Here is a 23481-nt window from a genome sequence, read left to right on the forward strand (position 1 = left end):
GGGCGCGTGCCAAACGTGACCCGCGCCGACGCCGTGGCGGCCCTGCGCAACCCGCTCTCCTTCATCGCCGGACGCTGGACCCCGCAACCCCGGACGGTCCAGCGGTCGGCCTTTTCCGCGCTCGTCATGTCGGTGGTCATCGTGGTCACCGGCGGTGCGGTGCGCCTGACCGGTTCCGGGCTCGGCTGCCCGACCTGGCCCAAGTGCACCGCCCACTCGCTCGCCCCCACCGGCGCGATGAACTTCCACAGCGCCATCGAGTTCGGCAACCGCATGCTGACGTACGTGCTGTGCGCCGCCATCGGCTGGGCGATCATCGCCGCCCGCTCCGAGAAGCCGTACCGGCGCAGCCTGACCCGCCTCGGCTGGGTGCAGTTCTGGCTGGTCATGAGCAACGCGGTGCTGGGCGGCATCGTGGTCCTGGTCGGCCTCAACCCGTACACGGTCGCGGCCCACTTCCTGCTCGCCTCGGCACTGATCGCGGTCGCCACCGTGATGTGGCAGCGCACCCGCGAGGGCGACGGAACGCCGCGTCCGCTGGTCGGCAAGCCCGTGCAGCAGATGGTGTGGTTCCTGGTCGCCGCCTCGGCGCTGCTGATCGCGGTGGGCACCGTGGTGACCGGCTCCGGTCCGCATGCGGGCGACTCCAGCGAGGTCGAGCGGATGCCGCTGGACTGGGAGACGGTCAGCAAGCTGCACGCCGTACTGGCCTGGATCGTGGTCACGCTGACCTTCGCCCTGTGGTTCGTCCTCAAGGCGGTCGACGCCCCCGCGGGCCCGCTGCACCGCACCCGCGAGCTCTTCCTGATCCTTCTCTCACAGGGCGTCATCGGCTACGTCCAGTACTTCACCAACCTCCCCGAGGCCCTGGTCGGGCTGCACATGCTCGGCTCGGGCCTGGTGTGGATCGGGGTGCTGCGGGTGCTGCTGGCACTGCGGGAGCGGCCGGAGGCCGTTGCCGACCTGCCCGGCCCCGCTGCCGAGGTGTCGGTGGGCACGCGCGCGTAGAGCGCACTTTCGCGCGGCGGCGGCGCCTCACTCCAGTCCGTACACCCTGCGCGCATTCCCCGCCGCCACCATCCCCGCCACCCGCTGCGCGTCCTCGAGCGACCACGCGCCCTCGGCGACCCAGCCGCCCAGCACCCGCCCCAGGGCCTCCCGGAACAGCCGCGCCCCCACGACGTGCAGTTCGGGCAGCCCATGGGCCCCGCTGGAGAAGAGGATCTTGCCGAAGGGGGCCAGCTCCAGGATCTCGGCGAGGACGGTCGCGGCGCGGGCGCCGGTGCGGACCAGGGCGGCGCCCGAGTCGGTGTAGACGTGCGGGAAGACGCCAGCGAGATGGGCGGCGTGGCGGTGGTAGGGGTAGCCGTGCAGCAGGACCAGGTCGGTGCCCAGGCCCGCCGTCGCGCGAACGAAGTCCGTGAGCAGCACCGGGTCGGTGCGGTCGATGCGCTGGCCCGGTTCGCCGAGGCCCGCGTGCAGTTGGAGCGGCAGGCCGGAGGCGACCGCGATCCACAGCAGGTGCCGCAGCAGCACGGGATCGCTCAGCTCACCACCCACCCGGCGCCCGGCCAGCCACCGCCCGGCCGCACCCCGCACCTCCCCCGGCCCCGGCGGTTCGGGCGCGAGCGCCAGACCGTGCCGTGCGCCGGCGACCGACGTGAAGGCCACGGCGTTCGCGGCCGCGCCGTGCACCGACTCGGCGAGGTTGGCGAGGAACGACTCGACGGTGCCGGAGGTGTCGGCGACCTGTTCGGCCAGTAACTCCAGGCGGACGATCTCGCGGGCCTCGGCGGCCGCGGCGGATGCCAGCTCGGAGGGGCCGGTCAGATCGCCGGGCAGCCCTGTGTCGACCAGATACGTCGTGATGCCGCTGCCGCGCAGCAGCCTGCGGCCCGTTTCCAGTACGCCCAGTTCACGACGGCGGGCGAGATAGCGGGCGGGCGGGCAGTGCGGTTCCAGGCCGAGCAGCGGGGGGCACCAGCGGCGTACGGCGAAACCGGTCTGGGTGTCGAAGAGGGTCGTGCCGGCTGCGGGCGGGCCCTCGGTGCGGGACAGCTGGGCCTCGAAGGTGCCGAGACCCAGCTCCGTCCTCAGTACGCCGTGGCAGTACTGGTCCACGAGGGACGGCGTTTCGATCATCCGGACTCCCCGTGTCGGACCCTGCACTCGTACAGGTCCTAACGGGTGAACCGGGCACTAGGTGTTGGTCTCACACACCCGGTGTGAACCACCGACGGTTGTCAGCCGTTGCTGGGACCGCCCACCTGGATGCCCGCCATGCGCGTCCACTCGTACCGGCCCGTCTTCACCTTGGCCGCGAACTCGCCGTCGAAGTCCTCGTGGACGGTGATGCCGGCCTTCTCGACCGCCTTCTCGGCCAGCTCGTACGAGGGCGCCACCAGGTCTCCCCAGCCGCCGTCCTCGCCGACGAGGACGATGCGCGCACCGCGCTCGCCGATGTAGGCCACCTGGCCCTCGGCCCCGCCGTGCGCCTTGGAGAAGGCACCGATCTGCTTGGCGAGCTTCGCCACCTTGCGCTCGGCCTTCGGGTCAACCTGCTGAGTCTCTGCCATGGCCAGGATGCTACCGACGGGTAGATCAAACGGCGACGGGCGGGGTGCGTGGCCTTGACCACGCACCCCGCCCGAAGCGACGTACAGAGAAGGACTAACGGAGGAACGGGTCCACCGCGACCGCGACGAACAGGAGCGACACGTAGGTGATGGACCAGTGGAACAGCCGCATCTCCTTCAGCTTCGCGCCCGTCACCTCCGCCTTGGCCCGGTTCTGCAGGCCGTGCGCCTCCCACAGCCAGAAGCCGCCGGCCAGCAGCGCCACGAGCGTGTAGAACCAGCCCGTGTAGCCGAGGGGGGTGAGCAGGAGCGAGACCGCGACCATCACCCAGCTGTAGATGACGATCTGCTTGGCAACGACCTTGTTGGAGGCGACGACCGGCAGCATCGGCACGCCCACGCGCGCGTAGTCGTCCTTGACCTTCATGGACAGCGGCCAGTAGTGCGGCGGCGTCCAGAAGAACATGACGAGGAAGAGGATGACCGGCGCCCACGACATCGAGTTGGTGACGGACGACCAGCCGATGAGGACCGGAAGGCAGCCGGCGATGCCGCCCCACACGATGTTCTGCGAGGTACGGCGCTTGAGGATCATCGTGTAGACGACGACGTAGAAGAGGAGCGCGCCGAGGGAGAGCCAGGCGGACAGCCAGTTGACGGCGAAGCCGAACAGGAGCGTGGAGACGACCGCGAGGGTGATGCCGAAGGCGAGGCACTCGCGCGGGCTGACCATCCCGGTGACCAGGGGGCGCTGCGAGGTGCGGTCCATCAGGGCGTCGATGTCGCGGTCGATGTACATGTTCAGCGCGTTCGCGCCGCCCGCGGAGAGGTAGCCGCCGATGCAGGTGAGCAGGACCAGCTTCAGGTCCGGCACGCCCTGCTGGGCGAGGAACATCACCGGCACCGTGGTGATGAGCAGGAGCTCGATGATCCGCGGCTTGGTCAGCGCCACGAACGCCTTGACACGGGCCCCGAACGGCCGGTGACGCGGGCTCTCGCTCGCACCGAGTACCCCCGCTGGACGGGATTCGACGGCCGTCACGCACACCCCTACAGAGACATCCCAGCAAGCCTCACCCGTGTGAAGTCCCGGTAAAGGCTCGCGCGTACCACGCCACTTTAGACGTTGCCCATACCCCGATCTTCGCGGGGGTGGGGTCGTGTTGGCAGGGGCCGTCGACCAGCCGCTCAAGGGTCCGCTCATCGGTCGTACGGAAGCTCGATTGAGCAGTCGGATGAGCGGCTCCGTATTCAGATGCCGAATGCCATACAGGCCAGTCGGGAGGCGGATCCCCGTAAGGCCCGGCAGTCTGGAATGACTCGAAAAAATGCACGTTCTCACGGGGGTAGGCTCGACAGCGGCCGGTGGGCGTCCAGTGCGCCGGCATTCGACATGCGTGACATGTGGAGAGGAGCCCTGACCCAGGGTGAGCACCAAGCCGACCACCACAGACCTCGAGTGGACCGAGTTGGACCAGCGGGCCGTGGACACCGCCCGCGTCCTGGCCGCCGACGCCGTACAGAAGGTCGGCAACGGCCATCCGGGTACGGCGATGAGCCTGGCGCCCGCCGCCTACACCCTCTTCCAGAAGGTGATGCGGCACGACCCGGCCGACCCGGACTGGGTTGCCCGCGACCGCTTCGTGCTGTCCGCCGGTCACTCGTCCCTGACCCTCTACACACAGCTCTACCTGGCCGGCTTCGGCCTGGAGCTGGACGACCTGAAGGCCTTCCGCACATGGGGTTCGAAGACCCCCGGCCACCCGGAGTACGGCCACACCAAGGGCGTCGAGACGACGACCGGCCCGCTCGGCCAGGGTGTCGCCAACGCGGTGGGCATGGCGATGGCCGCCCGCTACGAGCGCGGTCTGTTCGACCCGGAGGCCCCGCAGGGCGAGTCCCCCTTCGACCACTTCGTCTTCGCCATCGCCGGTGACGGCTGCCTCCAGGAGGGCATCTCCGCCGAGGCGTCCTCGCTCGCCGGCCACCAGCAGCTCGGCAATCTGATCCTGCTGTGGGACGACAACCACATCTCGATCGAGGGCGACACCGAGACGGCCGTCTCCGAGGACACCGTCAAGCGGTACGAGGCGTACGGCTGGCATGTGCAGCGCGTCGCGCCGAAGCCGGACGGCGACATCGACCCGCACGCCATCTACAACGCGATCGAGGCCGCGAAGCAGGTGACGGACAAGCCGTCCTTCATCGCGATGCGCTCGATCATCGCCTGGCCCGCCCCGAACGCGCAGAACACCGAGGCCGCGCACGGCTCGGCGCTCGGCGACGACGAGGTGGCGGCCACCAAGCGCGTCCTGGGCTTCGACCCGGAGAAGAGCTTCGAGGTCTCCGACGAGGTCCTCAAGCACTCCCGGCAGGCGCTGGAGCGGGGCCGCGAGGCGAAGGCCGAGTGGGACAAGTCGTTCCAGTTGTGGCGCGACAACAACCCCGAGCGCGCCGCCGAGTTCGACCGCATCCGCGCGGGCGAGCTGCCCACCGGCTGGGAGGAGAAGGTCCCGGTCTTCGAGCCCGGCAAGGGCGTCGCCACGCGCGCCGCGTCCGGCAAGGTGCTGCAGGCCCTCGGTGCCGTGATCCCCGAGCTGTGGGGCGGCTCCGCCGACCTGGCCGGCTCGAACAACACGACCATCGACAAGAACAGTTCGTTCCTGCCGGCGGACAACCCGCTGCCGGAGGCGGACCCGTACGGCCGCACGATCCACTTCGGCATCCGCGAGCACTCCATGGCCGCGGAGATGAACGGCATCACCCTGCACGGCAACACCCGTGTCTACGGCGGTACGTTCCTGGTCTTCTCCGACTACATGCGCAACGCCGTACGTCTGTCGGCCCTGATGCACCTGCCGGTGACGTACGTGTGGACGCACGACTCCATCGGTCTCGGCGAGGACGGCCCGACGCACCAGCCGATCGAGCACCTCGCGTCCCTGCGCGCCATCCCGGGCCTGAACGTGGTCCGCCCGGCCGACGCCAACGAGACCGCGATCGCCTGGCGCGAGATCCTCAAGCGCTACACCAAGGTCTTCGGCAAGGGCGCCCCGCACGGCCTGGCGCTGACCCGTCAGGGCGTGCCGACGTACGAGCCCAACGACGATGCCGCCAAGGGTGGTTACGTCCTGTTCGAGGCCGACGGCGGCGACGCCGAGGTCATCCTGATCGCCACCGGTTCCGAGGTGCACGTCGCCGTCGAGGCGCGCGAGCAGCTGCAGGCCGACGGAGTGCCGACGCGGGTCGTGTCCATGCCGTCCGTGGAGTGGTTCGAGGAGCAGGACCAGGGGTACCGGGACAGCGTTCTGCCGCCGAACGTGAAGGCGCGGGTCGCGGTCGAGGCCGGTATCGGGCTCACCTGGCACAAGTACGTCGGGGACGCCGGTCGCATCGTTTCCCTGGAGCACTTCGGTGCTTCCGCCGACGGCAAGGTCCTCTTCCGCGAGTTCGGCTTCACTGCCGAGAACGTGGCCGCCAAGGCGCGGGAATCCATCGCCGCCGCCCAGCGCTGACGCTGACATACGACACGTAGGAGATGTAATTCCATGACAGACGCACTCAAGCGCCTCTCCGAAGAAGGCGTCGCGATCTGGCTGGACGACCTGTCGCGCAAGCGGATCACGTCCGGCAACCTCGCCGAGCTGATCGACCAGCAGCACGTCGTGGGCGTCACCACCAACCCGACGATCTTCCAGAAGGCGATCTCGTCCGGTGACGGTTACGAGCAGCAGCTCACCGACCTCGCCGCCCGCAAGGTCACCGTCGAAGAGGCCGTCCGCATGATCACGACGGCGGACGTCCGCGACGCCGCCGACATCCTGCGCACGGTCTTCGACGCCACCGACGGCCAGGACGGCCGCGTGTCGATCGAGGTCGACCCGCGCCTGGCGCACAACACCAAGGCGACGATCGCCGAGGCCAAGCAGCTGGCCTGGCTGGTCGACCGTCCCAACACGCTCATCAAGATCCCGGCCACCAAGGCGGGTCTGCCGGCGATCACCGAGGTCATCGGCCTCGGCATCAGCGTCAACGTCACGCTGATCTTCTCGCTGGAGCGCTACCGCGAGGTCATGGACGCCTACCTCTCCGGCCTGGAGAAGGCCAAGGAGCGCGGCCTGGACCTCTCCCTGATCCGCTCGGTCGCGTCCTTCTTCGTGTCCCGCGTGGACACCGAGATCGACCAGCGGCTCGACGCCCTGGGCACCGACGAGGCCAAGGCGCTGCGCGGCAAGGCCGCCGTCGCCAACGCGCGTCTCGCCTACCAGGCGTACGAGGAGGTCTTCTCCTCGGACCGCTGGAGCAAGCTGGAGAAGGCGGGCGCGCGCAAGCAGCGTCCGCTGTGGGCCTCCACCGGCGTGAAGGACCCGGCGTACAAGCCGACCCTGTACGTCGACGACCTGGTGGCGCCGAACACGGTGAACACCATGCCGGAGGCCACCCTGCAGGCCACCGAGGAGCACGGCTCGATCACCGGCGACACCGTCGCCGGCACGTACGAGCAGGCCCGCGCCGACATCGACGCCGTCGAGAAGCTCGGGATCTCGTACGACGACGTGGTGCAGCTCCTGGAGGACGAGGGCGTCGAGAAGTTCGAGGCGTCCTGGAACGACCTGCTCAAGTCGACCGAGGCGGAGCTGGAGCGCCTCGCCCCCTCGGAGGGCTGAGATCTTGTCGAGCAGCAACCCGCTGCGTGACCCCGCCGACCGACGGCTCCCGCGTATCGCGGGGCCGTCGGGCCTGGTCATCTTCGGCGTCACGGGCGATTTGTCACGAAAGAAGCTCATGCCCGCCGTGTACGACCTCGCGAACCGGGGTCTGCTGCCGCCGGGCTTCTCGCTGGTGGGCTTCGCCCGCCGCGAGTGGCAGCACGAGGACTTCGCGGCCGAGGTGCACGACGCCGTCAAGGAGCACGCCCGTACGCCGTTCCGTGAGGAGGTCTGGCAGCAGCTCATCCAGGGGATGCGCTTCGTCCAGGGCACCTTCGACGACGACGACGCGTTCGAGCGGCTGCGCGGCACCATCGAGGAGCTCGACAAGGCACAGGGCACGGGCGGCAACTTCGCCTTCTACCTGTCGGTGCCGCCGCGCTCCTTCCCGGTCGTCATCCAGCAGCTGAAGAAGCACGGCCTTGCCGACCAGACCTCCGGCTCCTGGCGCCGCGCGGTCATCGAGAAGCCGTTCGGGCACGACCTGAAGTCGGCCGAGGAGCTCAACAAGGTCGTCCACGAGGTCTTCGCCCCGGACCAGGTCTTCCGCATCGACCACTACCTGGGCAAGGAGACCGTCCAGAACATCCTGGCGCTGCGCTTCGCCAACACGATGTTCGAGCCGATCTGGAACCGGTCCTTCGTGGACCACGTACAGATCACCATGGCCGAGGACATCGGCATCGGCGGCCGGGCCGGCTACTACGACGGCATCGGCGCCGCCCGCGACGTCATCCAGAACCACCTCCTCCAGCTCATGGCTCTTACGGCCATGGAGGAGCCCGCCTCCTTCGACGCGGACGCGCTGGCCGCCGAGAAGACCAAGGTGCTCGGGGCCGTGCGGCTGCCGAAGGACCTGGGCCTGGCCACCGTGCGCGGGCAGTACGCGGCGGGCTGGCAGGGCGGCGAGAAGGCGGTCGGGTACCTCCAGGAGGAGGGCATCGACGCCAGGTCGAAGACGGACACGTACGCGGCCATCAAGCTGGAGGTGGACAACCGCCGTTGGGCGGGCGTCCCCTTCTATCTGCGCACCGGCAAGCGTCTGGGCCGCCGCGTCACCGAGATCGCGGTCGTCTTCCAGCGGGCACCGCACTCCCCCTTCGACCACACGGCGACGGAGGAGCTCGGCAAGAACGCGATCGTCATCCGCGTCCAGCCGGACGAGGGCGTGACGGTCCGCTTCGGCTCGAAGGTGCCGGGCACGTCGATGGAGATCCGGGACGTGTCGATGGACTTCGCCTACGGCGAGTCCTTCACCGAGTCGAGCCCGGAGGCGTACGAGCGCCTGATCCTGGACGTCCTGCTCGGCGACTCGAACCTCTTCCCGCGCACCGAGGAGGTCGAGCTGTCCTGGCAGATCCTCGACCCGATCGAGCAGTACTGGGACAAGAACGGCAAGCCCGCCCAGTACCCGTCCGGTACGTGGGGCCCCGTCGAGGCGGACGAAATGCTCGAGCGAGACGGACGGAGCTGGCGCCGGCCATGAAGATAGACCTCACGGACACCACGGCCAGCAAGATCAACAAGGCGCTGGTGCAGGGCCGCCGGGCCATCGGCACGCCGGCCGTCGGCATGGTGCTCACGCTGGTCATCGTGACGGACGAGGAGAACGCGTACGACGCCCTGAAGGCCGCGAACGACGCCTCGCACGAGCACCCCTCTCGCACCCTGGTCGTCATCAAGCGCGTCTCGCGCTCGCCCCGCGACCGTACGCAGTCCCGGCTGGACGCCGAGGTGCGGGTGGGCGCGGACGCGGGGACGGGCGAGACGGTCGTGCTACGGCTGTACGGCGAGGTCGTGCACCACGCCCAGTCGGTCGTGCTGCCGTTGCTGCTGCCGGACGCCCCGGTGGTCGTCTGGTGGCCGGTGAACGCGCCCCTCGACCCGGCGAACGACCCCCTGGGCGCACTCGCCCAGCGCCGGGTGACGGACACCTACGCCGCGGAGCAGCCGGTACGGGAGCTGACGGCCCGCGCCGACACCTACACCCCCGGCGACACCGACCTGTCCTGGACCCGCATCACGCCCTGGCGTTCGATGCTGGCCGCCGCGCTCGACCAGGTCACCTGCGAGGTGGAGGCCGTCGAGGTGGAGGGCGAGGAGTTCAACCCGAGCTGCGAGCTGCTGGCGATGTGGCTGGCGGACCGGCTGGACGTGCCGGTGAAGCGGTCGCTGTCGGGCGGCCCGGGGCTGACGGCGGTCCGCATGGCCACCGACACCGGCCAGATAGTCCTGGACCGGGCGGACGGCTCCCTGGCGACCCTCTCCATCCAGGGCCAGCCGGACCGTGCGGTGGCGCTGAAGCGGCGTGAGACGGCCGAGCTGATCGCGGAGGAGCTGCGGCGGCTGGATCCGGACGACACGTATGCGTCGGCGCTGCGGTTCGGGGTGGACCGGTTGAACCCTTCGGTGCCTGCGCCGGGTCTTTCGGTGCCCGCGCCGGAGGCGGCCGCCGAACCGGAGGTGGCACCCAAAGGAGAACCCAAAGGAGAAGAGGTCGCGGTCGAGGCCGCCGCGGAAGCTTCCGCACCGGAAGCGGAGGCGGAGGCACCGGTGAACGACGCGGCGACGAACACGGCGACGAAGGCGGCGGCGAAGTGAGTACTCCGCAGCTGGTCGTGCACCGCGACAAGGAACTGATGGCGCAGGCCGCCGCGGCCCGCCTCATCACGAAGATCGTGGACGCGCAGGCCTCCCGGGGCTATGCGTCCGTGGTCCTGACCGGCGGCCGCAACGGCAACGGCCTGCTGGCCGCCCTGGCTGCCGCACCGGCTCGGGACGCGATCGACTGGGGCCGGCTCGACCTGTGGTGGGGAGACGAGCGCTTCCTGCCCGAGGGCGACCCCGACCGCAATGTCACCCAGGCCCGCGAGGCCCTGCTGGACTCCGTCCCGCTGGACCCGAAGCGCGTGCACGCCATGCCTGCGTCGGACGGCCCGTACGGCGCCGACGTCGAGGCGGCGGCGGAGGGTTACGCGCAGGAGCTGGCCCGGTCGGCCGGTCCGGAGAACCACGGCGCAGTGCCCACCTTCGACGTGCTGATGCTGGGCGTCGGACCGGACACGCATGTGGCGTCGCTGTTCCCGGAACTGCCGGCGGTCTACGAGACGGAGCGCACGGTGGTCGGCGTCCATGGGGCGCCGAAGCCGCCGCCTACGCGGGTGACTCTGACGCTGCCGGCGATCCGTGCGGCGCGTGAGGTCTGGCTGCTGGCTGCCGGTGAGGACAAGGCGCAGGCGGCTGCGATCGCGCTGTCCGGTGCGGGGGAGGTGCAGGCCCCGGCGGCGGGCGCCCGCGGCCGCTCCCGCACCCTGTGGCTGCTGGACGCGGCGGCGGCCTCGCAGCTGCCGCGGTCGCTGTATCCGCCGGCATCGCCGTGACCTGAGGGTGCGGCGGAGGTTTTCCTCGCCCCCGCCGCCCCTACCCGTCCCGTACGGGGGGCCAGCCCCCGGACCCCCGCTCCTCAAACGCCGGAGGGGCTGAATTTTTCGCCGGCCGGGCCTGATCTTCTTCGCCGACCGGGGCTTGATCTTTCAGCCCGTCCGGCGTTTGAGGACGAGGCCGTTCAGGCCGAAGCGGGGGTCTGAGGGCGGCAGCCCCCAGGGACGGGACGGGTAGGGGCGGCGGGGGCGAAGAACCCTCACTTCACCGAACCCGCCATCACCCCCTGCACAAAGTGCCGCTGGAACGCGAAGAACACCACCACCGGCACCACCAGCGACACAAACGCCCCCGGCGCCAGCACATCGATGTTGCTCCCGAACTGCCGTATCTGCGACTGAAGTTGCACCGTCAACGGCTGCGACGAAGGATCCGCGAACAACAGCGCCACCAGCATGTCGTTCCACACCCACAGGAACTGGAAGATGGCCAGCGAGGCAATCGCAGGCCGCCCCACCGGCAGCACCAGCCGCGTAAAGATCCGCCACTCGCTGCCGCCGTCCATACGAGCAGCCTCCAGCATCTCCTTCGGCATCTCGGCGAAGTAGTTCCGCAGCAGAAACACCGCGAACGGCAGCCCGTACGCCACATGGAAGAGCACGACACCCGGAATCGTCCCGAACAGCCCCAGCTCCCCGAAGAGTTTGGCCACCGGCAGCAATCCGATCTGCACCGGCACCACCAACAGGGCCACCACAACCAGGAAGACGGCCTCCCGCCCGGGGAAGTCCAGCCAGGCGAAGGCATATCCGGCCAGCGCCGCCAGCACCACGACCAGCACGGTCGCGGGCACCGAGATCAGCACCGTGTTCCAGAAGGCCTGCGTCATCCCGGAGTTCTTCAGCAGCGCCGAGTAGTTGTCGAAGGACAGCTGGCCGGGGCTGCTGAACACCGTCCACCAGCCACTGCTCGCCGAGTCCTGCGAGGACCGCAGCGACGACAGCAACAGCCCCGCGAGCGGCGTCAGCCACACCAGGCCGATCAGCACCAGGAACGCCTGCACCAGACCACTGCTCAGACCGCGCCTGACCGCGTTCATCGCTGACTCCTTCGGAAACGACGGACGTTGAGGACCATGGCGGGCACGACCAGCAGCAGGAGCAGCACACCCAGCGCGCTGCCGAGCCCCTGGTTGTTGCCGCCGCCGAACGACACCAGCCACATCTGCGTCGCGAGCACGGTCGCGTCCTCCTGCACCGGCCCGGGGGCGATGATGTAGACGAGGTCGAACACCTTCATCACGTTGATCACCAACGTCACGAAGACCACGGTCAGCACGGGTGCGAGCAGCGGAACCGTGATCCGGCGGAAGATCTGCCACTCGTTCGCGCCGTCCATCCGGGCCGCCTCCAGCGCGTCCCGGGGCAGGCTCGCAAGGCCCGCGCCGATCAGCACCATCGCGAAGCCCGTCCAGATCCACAGATACGCCCCGATGATCGCCGGCGTGACGAGCATCGGCCCGAGCCAGGAGACTCCCTGGTACGGCTGCGCGAAGTTCGACGCGGGCAACTCCACCGTGTACGAGCCGGAGTCCAACCCCGAGAAGTGGAACGAGCCGTCGGACGCCGTCGTCGTACTCGCGGCAGTCGTCCCGTCGTCCCGCACCGCCTCGACCTTCATCTCCGGCAGCCCGCTCTCCCGCCGGTCGACCTTGCCCTGCTTCCCGCCCCCGCCGGGGGTGAAGTCCAGGTAGACGACCCCGCGCACCTCACCGGCCGCCGCCTTGCGCTGCGCGGCGCCGTACGCGGGCTCGGCACCGCCTGGCAGGTCCTTCGGTGCGACGCCCACGAGCCCGAGCGCCACCGACTCCCCCGGCGACACGCTTCCGCTCGTCCGGTACGAGCCGTCCGCCCCCGCCGTCAGCCCCTGGCCCGCGCGGGCCCGCGCGGTCGGATACTCCGACGTGCCCTTGAAGGCGTCGTGCACCCCGACCACGGCCGCGTTCAGCACACCCTTGTTCGGGTCCTCGTCGTAGGCGAGCCGGAAGATGATGCCCGCCGCCAGGAAGGAGACCGCCATGGGCATGAACAGCAGCAGCTTGAAGGCCGTGGCCCAGCGGACCTTTTCCACCAGTACGGCGAGGATCAGGCCCAGGCCGGTCAGCAGCGCCGGAGCGACCACGACCCAGATGGCCGTGTTCCGTACGGCCTTGAGGGTCGCCGGGTCGCGGAACATCTCGGTGTAGTTCTCGCCGCCCACGAAGCGCGTGCCGGACGCGTCGAAGAAACTGCGGCCGATCGAGAACAGCACGGGGTACACGACGAGCGCTCCCAGCAGGAGCAGCGCCGGGAAGACGAAGAGCAGGGCGATGATCCGGGCCCGCCGGCGCGACCGCCGGGCCCGCTCGACCGCCCCGACCCTGGGCGGACTTGTCTCTTTCACCAGAGTTGCGGTCATGGCGCGTCAGCCCTTGTAGGCCTTGGCCGCCGCGGCCTCCAGCTGTGCCGCGGTCCCCTTCGGGTCCGACGGGTCGCGCAGGAAGTCCTGGAGCAGCTTCCACTCGCCGGCGCCCTTCGTGCCGCCGAAGGCCGCCGGTGCCTGGTCGGACATGTCGAAGCGGACCGAATCCCCGGCCGACACAAGGGACTTGGCGGTGGCGCGGGTGACGTCGTCGCCGTACGCATCGAGCGACAGCTTGTTGTTCGGGGACAGGAAGCCGCCCGCCTTCGCCCACACGGCAGCTGCCTCGGGGGTCGCCAGGTACTCCAGGAGCTTCATGCCGGCCTTGGCGTTCTTGCCGTCCTTCAGGACGACGGCCGCGTCACCGCCGCTGACCACCGGCGCCTTGCCGCCGTCGACCGCGGGGAAGGGGAAGAAGTTCGCATCCGTGCCGATGGTCTTGCCGAACTGGTCGTGCGCCACTCCGGCGACGAAGTCGCCCTCGTAGACCATGCCGGCCTCGGGCTTGGGTCCGAACACCTTCTCCACCGAGCCCGGGAAGTCGGTGTTGAGGGCCTCCTTCTGGCCGCCCGCGATCAGCTGCTTGTCCTTGAACAGCTTGCCGAGCGTGCCGAGCGCCTTGACGACCGACGCATCGGTCCACTTCAGCTTGTGGGCGGCCAGGGCGTCGTACTTCTCGGGGCCCGCCTGCGAGAGGTAGATGTTCTCGAACCAGTCGGTGAGGGTCCAGCCGTCCTGCCCGGCGACCGAGAAGGCGGCCAGGCCCGAGTCGGAGACGGTGTGTCCGGCCTTCAGCATCGCGTCGTAGGTCTTCGGCGGCTTGATGCCGGCCTGGTCGAGGGCGTCGGGGCTGTACCAGACCGTCGACTTGTGGGCGGCCTTGAAGTAGAGGCCGTAGAGGGTGCCGTCGACGCTGCCGTACTTCTTCCAGACGGGGGCGTACCCCGCGTCCACGGTCTTCTCCGTGGTGGACGACAGCGGCTTCAGCCAGCCCTTCTTCGCGAACTGCTGCAACACACCCACCTGCGGGACCATCACCACGTCGGGCGCGTTACCGCCTTCGATCTTGCTGCCGACGACGGTGGAGACGTTGTCCCCGGTGGAGATGAACTGCGTCTTGGCGCCGGTCTTCGCGCTGAACGCGTCCAGCACCTTCTGGAAGTTCTTCTGCTCGCTGCCGGTCCAGACTCCGGCAACGGTGACGGTCTGGCCGCCCAGCGCCTTGTCGCCGCCTCCGGCCGAGACCGGACCGCCGCCGCAGGCGGTGGCGCCCAGCGCGAGGGCGAGGGCGGTGCAGCTGGTGAGCAGGGTCGTACGTCGTCGCATCATCGTTGATGTCCCTTCAAGGGGTGGGAAACTGACGAACAATCAGGGATGGTCGGCGGTGATCAGAGCTCGCCGATCCACCAGGCCGCGGTCGAGCCGGGCAGCACCCCGGCCGTGCAGGGGCCGCTGGACAGCAGCGGGGTGCCGGAGACCGGCGCGGGCATGGGCGCCGTACCGAAGTTGACGGCGCAGACGAGGCCGTCGCCGCGGACGAAGGCGAGGACGCCGGGCGGGGTGTCCAGCCAGTCGAGGGTTCCTTCGCCCAACTGGGGCAGTGCGGCCCGGAGTTGGAGGCCGTCGCGGTACAGGTGCCAGAAGGAGCGGGTGTCGGCGAGGGCGCGGTCGGTGGCGTACTCGGCGAAGTAGGAGGGCTGCGGCAGCCACGGTCGCGCGCTCTCGGCGCCCGAGGTGAAGCCGAACGGGGAGGCCTGTCCCGACCACGGCAGCGGGACCCGGCAGCCGTCGCGGATGCGAGCCCGGCTCCCCGTCCGCCGGAAGATCGGGTCGGTGAGCACGTCGTCCGGCAGGTCGACGACCTCGGGCAGGCCCAGTTCCTCGCCCTGGTAGATGTACGCGGCTCCGGGCAGCGCCAGCATCAGCAGCGCGGCGGCGCGGGCGCGGGCGGCGCCGAGACCGCTGCCCTCGGTGGCGGGTTCGCCGTAGCGGGTGACGGTGCGGACCTGGTCGTGGTTGTTGAGCACCCAGGTGACCGTCGAGCCCGTGCCGGCTATGTCCTGCATGGCCTCGGAGATGACCTTGCGGAAGGCGTCGGCGCTCCAGGGGGCGCTGAGCAGGTCGAAGAAGAAGGCCTGGTGGAGTTCGTCGGAGCGGACGTACTGCGCGTGCTCGCGCGCGGTCGGGACCGACACCTCGCCGACCAGCAGCCGCTCGCGGCCGTCCCCTGCCGTGTACTCCTCGCACACCGCACGCCAGTGCCGCCACACGTCGTGCACCTCGGGCTGGTTCCAGGCGAGCGGGTTGACGGAGTCGCGGGTGCGGGCGTCGGCCTCGGGGTCGTCCGAGTCGGGCAGCTCGGGGTGCTTGTAGAGGCCGGCGGCGACGTCGATGCGGAAGCCGTCGATGCCGCGGTCGAGCCAGAAGCGGAGCACCCGGTCGAACTCGGCGCCGGTCTCGGGGTTGCGCCAGTTCCAGTCGGGCTGCTCGGGCGCGAACATGTGCAGGTACCACTGGCCGGGCCGCCCGTCCGGCTCGGTGACCCGGGTCCAGGCCGGGCCGCCGAACATGGAGTGCCAGTTGTTGGGCGGCTCCGAGCCGTCGGCGCCGCGACCGTCGGCGAAGTGGAAACGGGCACGGGCCTCGCTGCCGGGCTCCGAGGCGAGGGCCTCCTGGAACCACGGGTGCTCGCTGGAGCAGTGGTTGGGCACGACATCGAGGAGCACCTTGACGCCGAGCCGCCGGGCGGCCGCCATCAGCAGGTCGAATTCGGCGAGGTCGCCGAAGAGCGGGTCGACGTCGCAGTAGTCGGCCACGTCGTAGCCGTGATCGTGCTGCGGGGACGGATAGAAGGGGCTCAGCCAGATCCCGTCGACGCCCAGCTTCTTCAGGTACGGCAGCCCGGCGCGGACCCCGGCCAGATCGCCGATGCCGTCGCCGGTGCTGTCCAGGAAGCTGCGGACGTACACCTGGTAGATCACCGCGTCACGCCACCAGCGGTACTTACTCAACATGCATGCATGTTAGGTAGGCGTGTCGTGAGGGTGTCAATGAAAGAAACGGAAGCTACTGCTGAGTTGGTGTAACAAAAGCGGACCTAATGGGGCATCCTGAAGCCAGATGAGATATCCGCGTTACCTAACAAGTAACTAGGGACAGTGGCTGGGAGCAGTGACTAGCGACTGGAGACGGCTGCGAGCTCGCGTGCCAGCCTCTGCACCGCCGCCGCGGGTGTCTCGTGCCCGGTCATCGCGTCGTGCACGACTGCCTGCACCACCAGGCTGACCTGGTCGTAGCGCGGGCTCTTGGGGCGCGGCGCGGCATGAATGACGCTCGTACGGAGGGTCGGCAGATACGGGAAGCGCCGTATCAGCTCGGGATCCTGGTACAGCGCGGCCCGTACGGGCGGCAGCGCGCCGCGGGTGAGGACCTGGCGCTGGACGGGCTCGCTGGTGAGGTACGCGAGCAGGCGCGCGGCGGAGTCGGGGTGCCGTGTGTGCGTGTTGACGGCCAGGTTGGAGCCGCCGAGGACACTCCTGCCGGGCCCGTCCGGGCCGGGCAGCGGTACGGCGCCGACCTTGCCGGCGACCGGGGAGCCCTTGGCCGACGCCCCGACATAGGCGTAGGGCCAGTTGCGCAGGAAGAGCAGATGGCCGTCCTGGAAGGCCTGTTTGGACTCCTCCTCCTTGTACGTCAGCGCCTTCTTCGGGATCCAGCCCTCGCGCACGCCCCGGGCGAGGAAGCCGATGCCCTCGCGGGCCGCCGCCGAGTTCACGGTGACCCGTGCGCCCTCGTCGCCGAGGATGCTGCCGCCCGCCGAGTAGACGGCCTCGGCGGCGTTGACGGTGAGGCCCTCGTACGGGAGGAACTGCCCCGCGTAGCCGTCGAGTCCGTACTTCGGCGCGATGGTCTTGGCGTCGTGCTCCAGCTCGGCCCAGGTGCGCGGCGGCGGGACGCCCTCCTTGGCGAGGATGTCCTTGCGGTAGAGGAGCAGGCCGGCGTTGGTGACGTAGGGGACGGCGTACAGATGTCCGTCGTAGGTCGCCGTGTCGACGACCGGCTTCAGGAAGGACTTCGTCGGGAAGCGGTCGGGGGGCAGCGGCCGTATCCAGCCCGCCGCCGCGAACTCCGAGGTCCAGTTGACGTCGATGTTGAGGATGTCGAACCGGCTGCGGTCGCCGCCGCGCAGGTCCGTGGCCATCTGCGCATAGGTCTCGTCGGCGGAGTCCGGGAGCTCGACGAGGGTGACCTTCTCGCCGGGGTGGGTGCGGTTCCAGCCCTGAAGGAGGGGGCCGAGATAGCCGGTGAGGTCTCCGGCGGTGGCGAGCGTCAACGGCCCGCGGCCGCCCGCCGTATCCTCGTCGGCGCGGGCGCCCGAGGCGACGTAGCCGGTCATGACCACGACGAGAACGAGGAGGCCCCTACCCGCGGCATGGATCCACCGCATAGGTTCCTCCCTGTACACCGGCGCCGGGCATCTTCGCCCGGAGTCAGAGGCCATGTATACCTGTTAGGTATGGGCGATACTAGGGTCTGGAGCACATTGACCGGACAGGAGGACAGCACGAGTGCGCCTGCCCCTCCTGGCACTCCTGGCACGCGGTCCGGCCCACGGCTACGAGCTGAAGCAGGGCCTTGAGCAACTGCTGGGCTCCGCGTACCCTCAGCCGAACGTCGGCCAGATCTACGTAACCCTCGGCCGCCTCGAGAAGCAAGGGCTGATCGAGGGCGAGGACGTCGAGCAGTCGAGCCGGCCCAACAAAAAGGTCTACCACCTCACCGACATCGGGCGGGAGGCGCTGCGCGCCTGGTTCGAGGAGCCCGAGGACGAGCCGCGGGTGCGGGACGAGTTCTTCATGAAGCTGGCGCTCGCTCCGCAGACCGGTCTCGCCGAGCAGATCGCCCTGATCAACAAGCAGCGGCGCCAGTACCTCAACACCATGCGCGACCTGTCGAAGCTGGCCGCCGCCGAAGACCGCGACAACCGCATCGCCCATCTGCTGATCGAGGGCGCGATGCTGCACCTGCAGGCCGACCTCGACTGGCTGGAACGGTGCCAGGAAGAGCTGGAGGAGCTGGAGTGAGCGACAGTCCCGCTCCCGTGCTGCACGCCGAGGGCCTGGTCAAGACGCACTACGGCGAGGGCGCCCCGGCGCATGCCGTGCGCGGAGTCGATCTCTGTGTCCGGCAGGGCGAGTTCGTGGCCGTCACCGGCCCGTCCGGCGCCGGCAAGTCGACACTGCTGCACCTGCTGGGCGGGCTGCAGCGGCCGGACGGCGGCAGCATCCGGCTGGACGGCGAGCGCACGGACGCGTGGAGCGAGGCGCGCTGGGCGGTGGAGCGCAGGAAGCGGATCGGGATCGTCTTCCAGTTCTTCAATCTCGTCTCCAACCTGTCGGTCGCCGACAACGTGGAGCTGCCCGCTCTGCTCGCCGGAGTCGCGCCGAAGCAGGCCCGGGCCGGGCGGGAGGAGCTGCTCGGCGAACTGGGGCTGGGCGGCAAGGAGCGGAGCATGCCGGGCGAGCTGTCCGGCGGTGAGCAGCAGCGGGTCGCACTGGCCCGGGCCCTGGTCAACCACCCCCCGCTGCTGCTGGCCGACGAGCCCGCGGGCAGCCTGGACAGCAAGGGCACCCGCGAGGTGATGCGGCTGCTGTCCCGCTTCCACCAGCGCGGCCAGACGATCGTGCTGGTCACCCATGACGCCCGACTGGCGAGCGCCGCGGACCGCGTGATCAGCTTCTTCGACGGCCGGATCGCCGACGACGCGGAACTGGACGGCAGGCCGACCCGCGGGACCGGGATATCCGGCGTGCTGGAGCTCAGGGACTGACATGCGGGCGTACGACGATCCCCGGAAGGCCTGAGCCGCATGCGAGCAACACTGCGCTGGGCGCACTCCGATCTGCGCACGCACCGCGGCGAGGCGCTGTTCCTGGTGCTCGCCACCGCCGGGATCGTCGTGTCGCTGCTGCTGGCCACGGCCCTGTTCGGGTATGCCACCAACCCCTGGCAGCGGATCTTCACACAGGAGCGGGGTGCCCACGTCTGGATCCACACGGGCGAGTCCGCCCAGGTGCGGAAGCTGGCGGGCCTGGACGGCGTGGAGTCCGTCGCCGGCCCCTACCCCACCGCCTCCACCACCCTCGCCTCACGCGGCACCCGCGCCTCGGTCGAACTGCGCGCGACACCCGAGCGCCCCACCGTCGGCCGCCCGCAGCTCACCGCCGGCCACTGGCTGAACCCCGCCACCCCCGACGGAGTGGTCCTGGAGAGCCGCTTGGCCCGCGCCCTGCTCGCCGAACCGGGCGACACGCTCAGCCTGCCGGGCACGGCACGGACGGTGACCGTCCTGGGCGTGGCCGACAGCGCGGAGCCCCGCTACCGCGCGAACGAGCAGCCGGGCCTGGTCTGGGCACTTCCCTCCGCCGTGCCCCACCCCACCGGCCAGGTCATCGGCCTGCGCCTCACCAACCCCGACGACACGGACTACGCCGTCCAGCGCGCCGTCACCGTCCTCGGCGCCGGCGCCATCGGCGAGGTCTCCACCTGGCAGCAGGCCCGCGCCGAGGCCCAGGGCGACAACCGGCTGCTGGGCCAGGTACTGGGCCTGTTCGGCCTGGCCGCGCTGGTGGCCGCCGGGCTCGCCGTGCACGGCGCGATCGCCACCCGCATCCGCGGCCACCTGCGGGACATCTCGGTCCTGAAGGCAATCGGCTTCACCCCGGCCCAGGTCGTCCGCGTGTTCCTGTTCCAGCACATCGCCTACGCCGTCCTCGGCGCGGCAACCGCGGCAACCCTCACCCAGGCCCTGGGCAGCCACTTCCCGGGCCGCCTCGGAGACGCCCTCGGCGTATGGCAGGGCCTGCCCGGCCACACGGTGGCCCTCTTCACCATCCCGGTGGGCGCCGTGCTGTTCATCGGCGCAACGACGGGCCTCGCCGCCTGGCGAGCGGGCCGGGTACCACCGGTTCCGGTGGCACGACCTGCGGCTACGCAAGGCGGAGGGCTGCTGGGGATGGCTCGGCGAGCACTGGCACTGGCAGCCGCCGCTCCGTCGCCCGGCCGGCTGTCGCACGAGGCACGACGGACACCCGGCCCTCGACCCGACGCTCCGGCCGCCGCCCACTCCACCGCCCCGGCACACCAATCCCCAGGCTTGCACCCCACCACCTCGCGACCTACGGCTACGCAAGGCGGAGGGCTGCTGGGGATGGCTCGGCGAGCACTGGCACTGGCAGCCGCCGCTCCATCGGGCAGCCGGCTGCGGGACGAAACGCAACAGGCACCCGGCCCTCGACCCGACGCTCCGGGCGACGACCACTCCGCCAACCCGGCACACCAATCCCCAGGTGTGCACCCCACCACCTCGCGACCTGCGGCTACGCAAGGCGGAGGGCTGCTGGCGCCAGCCGGGCGGACCCTGCGACCGGGGCCTCGGCCCACCGCTTCGCCGGATCACCCGCCGTCGGGTCCGGTGCGAGGGGCGTTCAGCCCCACCACCCCCTCCGGGGGGCACCTCACCGGTTTGGCCCGGCGGGCGCTGGGCCTTGGTGTGCCGCCCGCATTGGTTCTGGGCTGGCACACGGCTTTTGCCCGTCGGCTGCGGTCCCTGGCCACCGTGGCGCGGCTGGCCCTGCCGCTGCTACTGATCGTCGTGGCGATGAGTGCCTGGACCACCATCGACCGTTTCCACAGCAGGCCCGAGCAGTTCGGGCTCCCGACCGCGCTCACCGTCCACGCCGACGCGGGTCTGAGCGACCGGGACGCCCGCACACTGCTGCAACGCGACCCGCAGGTCACCGCCGCCTACCCGGGTGTCGAGGTGGCCGCCCTGGTTCCCGGCCAGACCGCCACGATCGCCCTGCGCGGCCTCGGCACCCGCCACAACCCCTACCCGTACGCCCTGGCCGAGGGCCGCTCCGCCCGCAACAGCGACGAGGCGGTGGCGGGGCAGGGTCTCCTGGACCTGCTGGACGTCCGCGTCGGCGACTGGGTACGGATGACGGTCGGAGACCAGCCGCAGATCCTGCACATCGTGGGCCGCAGCATCGAACCGGAGAACGCCGGCCGGGTCATCTCCACCTCCCTCGACACCCTCCGCGAGAACGACCCGCGCCTCACTCCGACCCTCTACCAGCTCCGCCTGCGCCCCGGCGCCGACCCGCACACGGTCGCCGGCCGGCTGGCTGCCGCCGGGCACGGCCGGCTCGACGTGCACGCCGTGACCAACCCTGCCGACGGGCTCTCGCCCCTGCGCTCGGTCGTCGTCGGTCTGATCGCCGTCCTGGCCCTCATCGGGCTCGTCGAACTGCTCACCGCGATCGGCGGCACCGTCCGCGAGGGCGAACGCGATCTGCTCGCCCTCAAGGCCATCGGCCTGTCCCCGCGCCAGATCACCGCGATCACCGTCACGGCCACCGGCTGCACCGCCCTGGCCGCCGTCCTCGCCGGTACGGCCCTGGGCACACCCCTCGCGCACTGGCTGATCGACTCCCAGGGCAGATCGAGCGGCATCGGCGCGGGGATCGCCCAGGGCCCGTCGCCGGCACTGCTGGTGCTGTTCGGCACTGCCGCGGTGCTCGGCGCGGCCGCGCTCGCCGCCCTCCCGGCGGCACGCGCGGCAAGACGACGGCTCGCGGACACACTCAGCGCGGTCGCCTGACCCCGGCGGTGTTACGACCGGCCCCGCAGCTCCCGGTACTTGGCGACCAGCGCCTTGCTGGACTCGTCCAGACCCGGCACCTGAGCCCCCTCGGTCAACGCGGGCTCGACCCGCTTGGCCAGCACCTTGCCGAGTTCGACGCCCCACTGGTCGAAGGAGTCGATGTTCCACACCGCGCCCTGCACGAACACCTTGTGCTCGTACAGCGCCACCAACTGGCCCAGCACGGACGGCGTCAGCTCGCGCGCGAGGATCGTCGTCGTCGGGTGATTGCCCTTGAACGTCTTGTGCGCCACCAGTTCCTCCGGCACGCCCTCCGCCCGCACCTCGTCCGGTGTCTTGCCGAAGGCGAGGGCCTGCGTCTGGGCGAAGAAGTTCGCCATCAGCAGGTCGTGCTGCGCCTTGAGCCCGTCGCTGAGCTCGGCCACGGGCTCGGCGAACCCGATGAAGTCCGCCGGGATCAGCTTCGTGCCCTGGTGGATGAGCTGGTAGTAGGCGTGCTGTCCGTTGGTGCCCGGCGTGCCCCACACCACAGGCCCGGTCTGCCAGTCCACCTCCTGCCCGTCCCGGCCGACGTACTTGCCGTTGGACTCCATGTCCAGCTGCTGCAAGTAGGCGGTGAACTTGGACAGATAGTGGCTGTACGGCAGTACCGCATGCGACTGGGAGTCGTGGAAGTTGCCGTACCAGACGCCCAACAGGCCCAGCAGCAACGGCACGTTGGACTCGGCGGGCGCCGACTTGAAGTGCTCGTCCACCAGCCGGAATCCGTCGAGCATCTCCCGGAAACGATCCGGGCCGATGGCGAACATCAGAGCCAGCCCGATCGCCGAGTCGTACGAGTACCGTCCGCCGACCCAGTCCCAGAACTCGAACATGTTGGCCGTGTCGATGCCGAACTCGGCGACCTTCCCGGCGTTCGTCGACAGCGCCACGAAGTGCTGGGCGACGGCCTCCTGACCGGCCTTCAGCTCGCCGAGCAGCCACGCGCGCGCCGAGGTCGCGTTCGTGATCGTCTCGATGGTGGTGAAGGTCTTGGAGGCGATGACGAACAGTGTCTCCGCCGCGTCCAGGTCGCGGATGGCCTCGTGCAGGTCGGCGCCGTCGACGTTCGACACGAAGCGGACCGTGAGGTCGCGGTCGGTGTAGCTGCGCAGCACCTCGTAGGCCATCGCCGGGCCCAGGTCGGAGCCGCCGATGCCGATGTTGACGACGTTCTTGATGCGCTTGCCGGTGTGGCCCGTCCAGGCGCCGGAGCGGACCCGCTCGGCGAACCCGGCCATCTTGTCCAGTACCGCGTGCACACCCGGGACTACGTTCTCCCCGTCGACCTCGATCACCGCGTCGCGCGGGGCACGCAGCGCGGTGTGCAGCACGGCGCGGTTCTCGGTCGTGTTGATCTTCTCGCCGCGGAACATGGCGTCCCTGAGGCCGAAGACATCGGTGGCGCCGGCCAGCTCGCGCAGCAGCCGCAGGGTCTCGTCGGTGACGAGGTGCTTGGAGTAGTCGATGTAGAGGTCGCCGACTTGGAGCGTGTACCCGGCGCCGCGACCCGGGTCGGCGGCGAACAGCTCCCTCAGCCGCACCTCGCCGAGCTCCTCACGGTGCTTGGCCAGCGCGGTCCACTCGGGCGTCTGGTTGAGCCTGGTACGGCCGTCTGCGTTCATGTGCGACTTCAGCCTTCTTTCGTGCC

Annotated in this window: 18 protein-coding genes; 9 read left to right on the top strand and 9 right to left on the bottom strand. The window is 70.2% G+C overall.

Annotated elements, in window-relative coordinates; translation table 11 throughout:
• Positions 1 to 15 precede the first annotated feature (15 nt).
• Positions 16 to 1008, top strand: a complete 993-nt coding sequence (locus ACFY10_RS00875; protein ID WP_390664106.1) for a heme A synthase — start codon at positions 16 to 18, stop codon at positions 1006 to 1008.
• Positions 1009 to 1035: 27 nt separating this feature from the next.
• Here the strand turns inward: ACFY10_RS00875 and ACFY10_RS00880 are convergent, their stop codons facing one another.
• From ACFY10_RS00880 to ACFY10_RS00890, 3 genes are all read right to left on the bottom strand, one after another.
• The gene (locus tag ACFY10_RS00880; protein ID WP_390662857.1) at positions 1036 to 2142 is read right to left on the bottom strand and encodes an amidohydrolase family protein; all 1107 of its coding nucleotides are present in this window, start codon (positions 2140 to 2142) and stop codon (positions 1036 to 1038) included.
• A 101-nt stretch (positions 2143 to 2243) separates the two neighbouring features.
• Positions 2244 to 2576: a hypothetical protein gene (locus tag ACFY10_RS00885; protein ID WP_390662858.1), complete on the bottom strand. Its 333-nt coding sequence runs from the start codon at positions 2574 to 2576 to the stop codon at positions 2244 to 2246.
• A 94-nt stretch (positions 2577 to 2670) separates the two neighbouring features.
• Complete coding sequence (locus ACFY10_RS00890) at positions 2671 to 3624, bottom strand: heme o synthase (protein ID WP_390662859.1); 954 nt, start codon at positions 3622 to 3624, stop codon at positions 2671 to 2673.
• 379 nt (positions 3625 to 4003) lie between these two features.
• Between ACFY10_RS00890 and tkt the strand changes: the two genes are divergently transcribed.
• From tkt to pgl, 5 genes are read left to right on the top strand one after another with little or no spacing between them, the layout of a single operon-like run.
• Positions 4004 to 6091, top strand: a complete 2088-nt coding sequence (gene tkt, locus ACFY10_RS00895; RefSeq protein ID WP_390662860.1) for a transketolase — start codon at positions 4004 to 4006, stop codon at positions 6089 to 6091.
• Positions 6092 to 6124: 33 nt separating this feature from the next.
• Complete coding sequence (gene tal / locus ACFY10_RS00900) at positions 6125 to 7243, top strand: transaldolase (RefSeq protein ID WP_390662861.1); 1119 nt, start codon at positions 6125 to 6127, stop codon at positions 7241 to 7243.
• Position 7244: 1 nt separating this feature from the next.
• Positions 7245 to 8771 carry a glucose-6-phosphate dehydrogenase gene (gene zwf / locus ACFY10_RS00905; protein WP_390664107.1) on the top strand — a complete coding sequence of 509 codons (1527 nt, stop codon included), beginning with the start codon at positions 7245 to 7247 and terminating at the stop codon, positions 8769 to 8771.
• Positions 8768 to 9886, top strand: a complete 1119-nt coding sequence (gene opcA, locus ACFY10_RS00910) for a glucose-6-phosphate dehydrogenase assembly protein OpcA (RefSeq protein WP_390662862.1) — start codon at positions 8768 to 8770, stop codon at positions 9884 to 9886. Before zwf ends, opcA begins: the two co-directional genes overlap by 4 nt.
• On the top strand, positions 9883 to 10665 hold the full coding sequence (gene pgl / locus ACFY10_RS00915; RefSeq protein ID WP_390662863.1) for a 6-phosphogluconolactonase: 783 nt from the start codon (positions 9883 to 9885) through the stop codon (positions 10663 to 10665). The genes opcA and pgl overlap by 4 nt, the downstream gene beginning before the upstream one ends.
• Before the next feature lie 260 nt (positions 10666 to 10925).
• Here the strand turns inward: pgl and ACFY10_RS00920 are convergent, their stop codons facing one another.
• The 5 genes from ACFY10_RS00920 to ACFY10_RS00940 all read right to left on the bottom strand — a co-directional run bounded on the left by ACFY10_RS00920 (position 10926) and on the right by ACFY10_RS00940 (position 17573).
• Positions 10926 to 11765, bottom strand: a complete 840-nt coding sequence (locus tag ACFY10_RS00920; protein ID WP_390662864.1) for a carbohydrate ABC transporter permease — start codon at positions 11763 to 11765, stop codon at positions 10926 to 10928.
• The gene (locus ACFY10_RS00925) at positions 11762 to 13123 is read right to left on the bottom strand and encodes a carbohydrate ABC transporter permease (protein ID WP_390662865.1); all 1362 of its coding nucleotides are present in this window, start codon (positions 13121 to 13123) and stop codon (positions 11762 to 11764) included. The genes ACFY10_RS00920 and ACFY10_RS00925 overlap by 4 nt, the downstream gene beginning before the upstream one ends.
• A 6-nt stretch (positions 13124 to 13129) precedes the next feature.
• Entirely contained in the window at positions 13130 to 14455 is a 1326-nt protein-coding gene (locus ACFY10_RS00930; RefSeq protein WP_390662866.1) for an ABC transporter substrate-binding protein, read from the bottom strand.
• A 59-nt stretch (positions 14456 to 14514) separates the two neighbouring features.
• Positions 14515 to 16140: a glycoside hydrolase family 13 protein gene (locus tag ACFY10_RS00935; RefSeq protein ID WP_390662867.1), complete on the bottom strand. Its 1626-nt coding sequence runs from the start codon at positions 16138 to 16140 to the stop codon at positions 14515 to 14517.
• Positions 16141 to 16301: 161 nt separating this feature from the next.
• The gene (locus ACFY10_RS00940) at positions 16302 to 17573 is read right to left on the bottom strand and encodes an ABC transporter substrate-binding protein (protein ID WP_390662868.1); all 1272 of its coding nucleotides are present in this window, start codon (positions 17571 to 17573) and stop codon (positions 16302 to 16304) included.
• A 121-nt stretch (positions 17574 to 17694) separates the two neighbouring features.
• On the opposite strand from ACFY10_RS00940, the gene ACFY10_RS00945 reads away from it, so the two are divergent.
• Genes ACFY10_RS00945 through ACFY10_RS00955 form a run of 3 tightly spaced genes read left to right on the top strand, consistent with a single transcriptional unit; the run spans position 17695 to position 21788 of the window.
• Positions 17695 to 18210, top strand: coding sequence for a PadR family transcriptional regulator (locus tag ACFY10_RS00945; protein WP_390662869.1), 516 nt, complete (start codon positions 17695 to 17697; stop codon positions 18208 to 18210).
• Positions 18207 to 18956: an ABC transporter ATP-binding protein gene (locus tag ACFY10_RS00950; protein ID WP_390662870.1), complete on the top strand. Its 750-nt coding sequence runs from the start codon at positions 18207 to 18209 to the stop codon at positions 18954 to 18956. The genes ACFY10_RS00945 and ACFY10_RS00950 overlap by 4 nt, the downstream gene beginning before the upstream one ends.
• Before the next feature lie 39 nt (positions 18957 to 18995).
• On the top strand, positions 18996 to 21788 hold the full coding sequence (locus ACFY10_RS00955; RefSeq protein ID WP_390662871.1) for an FtsX-like permease family protein: 2793 nt from the start codon (positions 18996 to 18998) through the stop codon (positions 21786 to 21788).
• A gap of 11 nt (positions 21789 to 21799) precedes the next feature.
• Here the strand turns inward: ACFY10_RS00955 and pgi are convergent, their stop codons facing one another.
• A complete protein-coding gene (gene pgi / locus ACFY10_RS00960) occupies positions 21800 to 23455 on the bottom strand; it encodes a glucose-6-phosphate isomerase (RefSeq protein ID WP_390662872.1) in 1656 nt (551 codons plus the stop codon).
• Positions 23456 to 23481: the final 26 nt, after the last annotated feature.

Source organism: Streptomyces sp. NPDC001401 (assembly GCF_042895385.1).
Taxonomy (GTDB): Bacteria; Actinomycetota; Actinomycetes; order Streptomycetales; family Streptomycetaceae; genus Streptomyces.

Bases quoted from the DNA above. Each gene is read 5' to 3' on its own strand.
- ACFY10_RS00955 (WP_390662871.1), top strand. From the start codon at position 18,996: ATGCGAGCAACACTGCGCTGGGCGCACTCCGATCTGCGCACGCACCGC.
- ACFY10_RS00930 (WP_390662866.1), bottom strand. From the start codon at position 14,455: ATGATGCGACGACGTACGACCCTGCTCACCAGCTGCACCGCCCTCGCC.
- ACFY10_RS00935 (WP_390662867.1), bottom strand. From the start codon at position 16,140: ATGTTGAGTAAGTACCGCTGGTGGCGTGACGCGGTGATCTACCAGGTG.
- ACFY10_RS00920 (WP_390662864.1), bottom strand. From the start codon at position 11,765: ATGAACGCGGTCAGGCGCGGTCTGAGCAGTGGTCTGGTGCAGGCGTTC.
- opcA (WP_390662862.1), top strand. From the start codon at position 8,768: ATGAAGATAGACCTCACGGACACCACGGCCAGCAAGATCAACAAGGCG.
- pgi (WP_390662872.1), bottom strand. From the start codon at position 23,455: ATGAACGCAGACGGCCGTACCAGGCTCAACCAGACGCCCGAGTGGACC.
- ACFY10_RS00885 (WP_390662858.1), bottom strand. From the start codon at position 2,576: ATGGCAGAGACTCAGCAGGTTGACCCGAAGGCCGAGCGCAAGGTGGCG.
- ACFY10_RS00940 (WP_390662868.1), bottom strand. From the start codon at position 17,573: ATGCGGTGGATCCATGCCGCGGGTAGGGGCCTCCTCGTTCTCGTCGTG.
- tal (WP_390662861.1), top strand. From the start codon at position 6,125: ATGACAGACGCACTCAAGCGCCTCTCCGAAGAAGGCGTCGCGATCTGG.
- ACFY10_RS00880 (WP_390662857.1), bottom strand. From the start codon at position 2,142: ATGATCGAAACGCCGTCCCTCGTGGACCAGTACTGCCACGGCGTACTG.
- ACFY10_RS00925 (WP_390662865.1), bottom strand. From the start codon at position 13,123: ATGACCGCAACTCTGGTGAAAGAGACAAGTCCGCCCAGGGTCGGGGCG.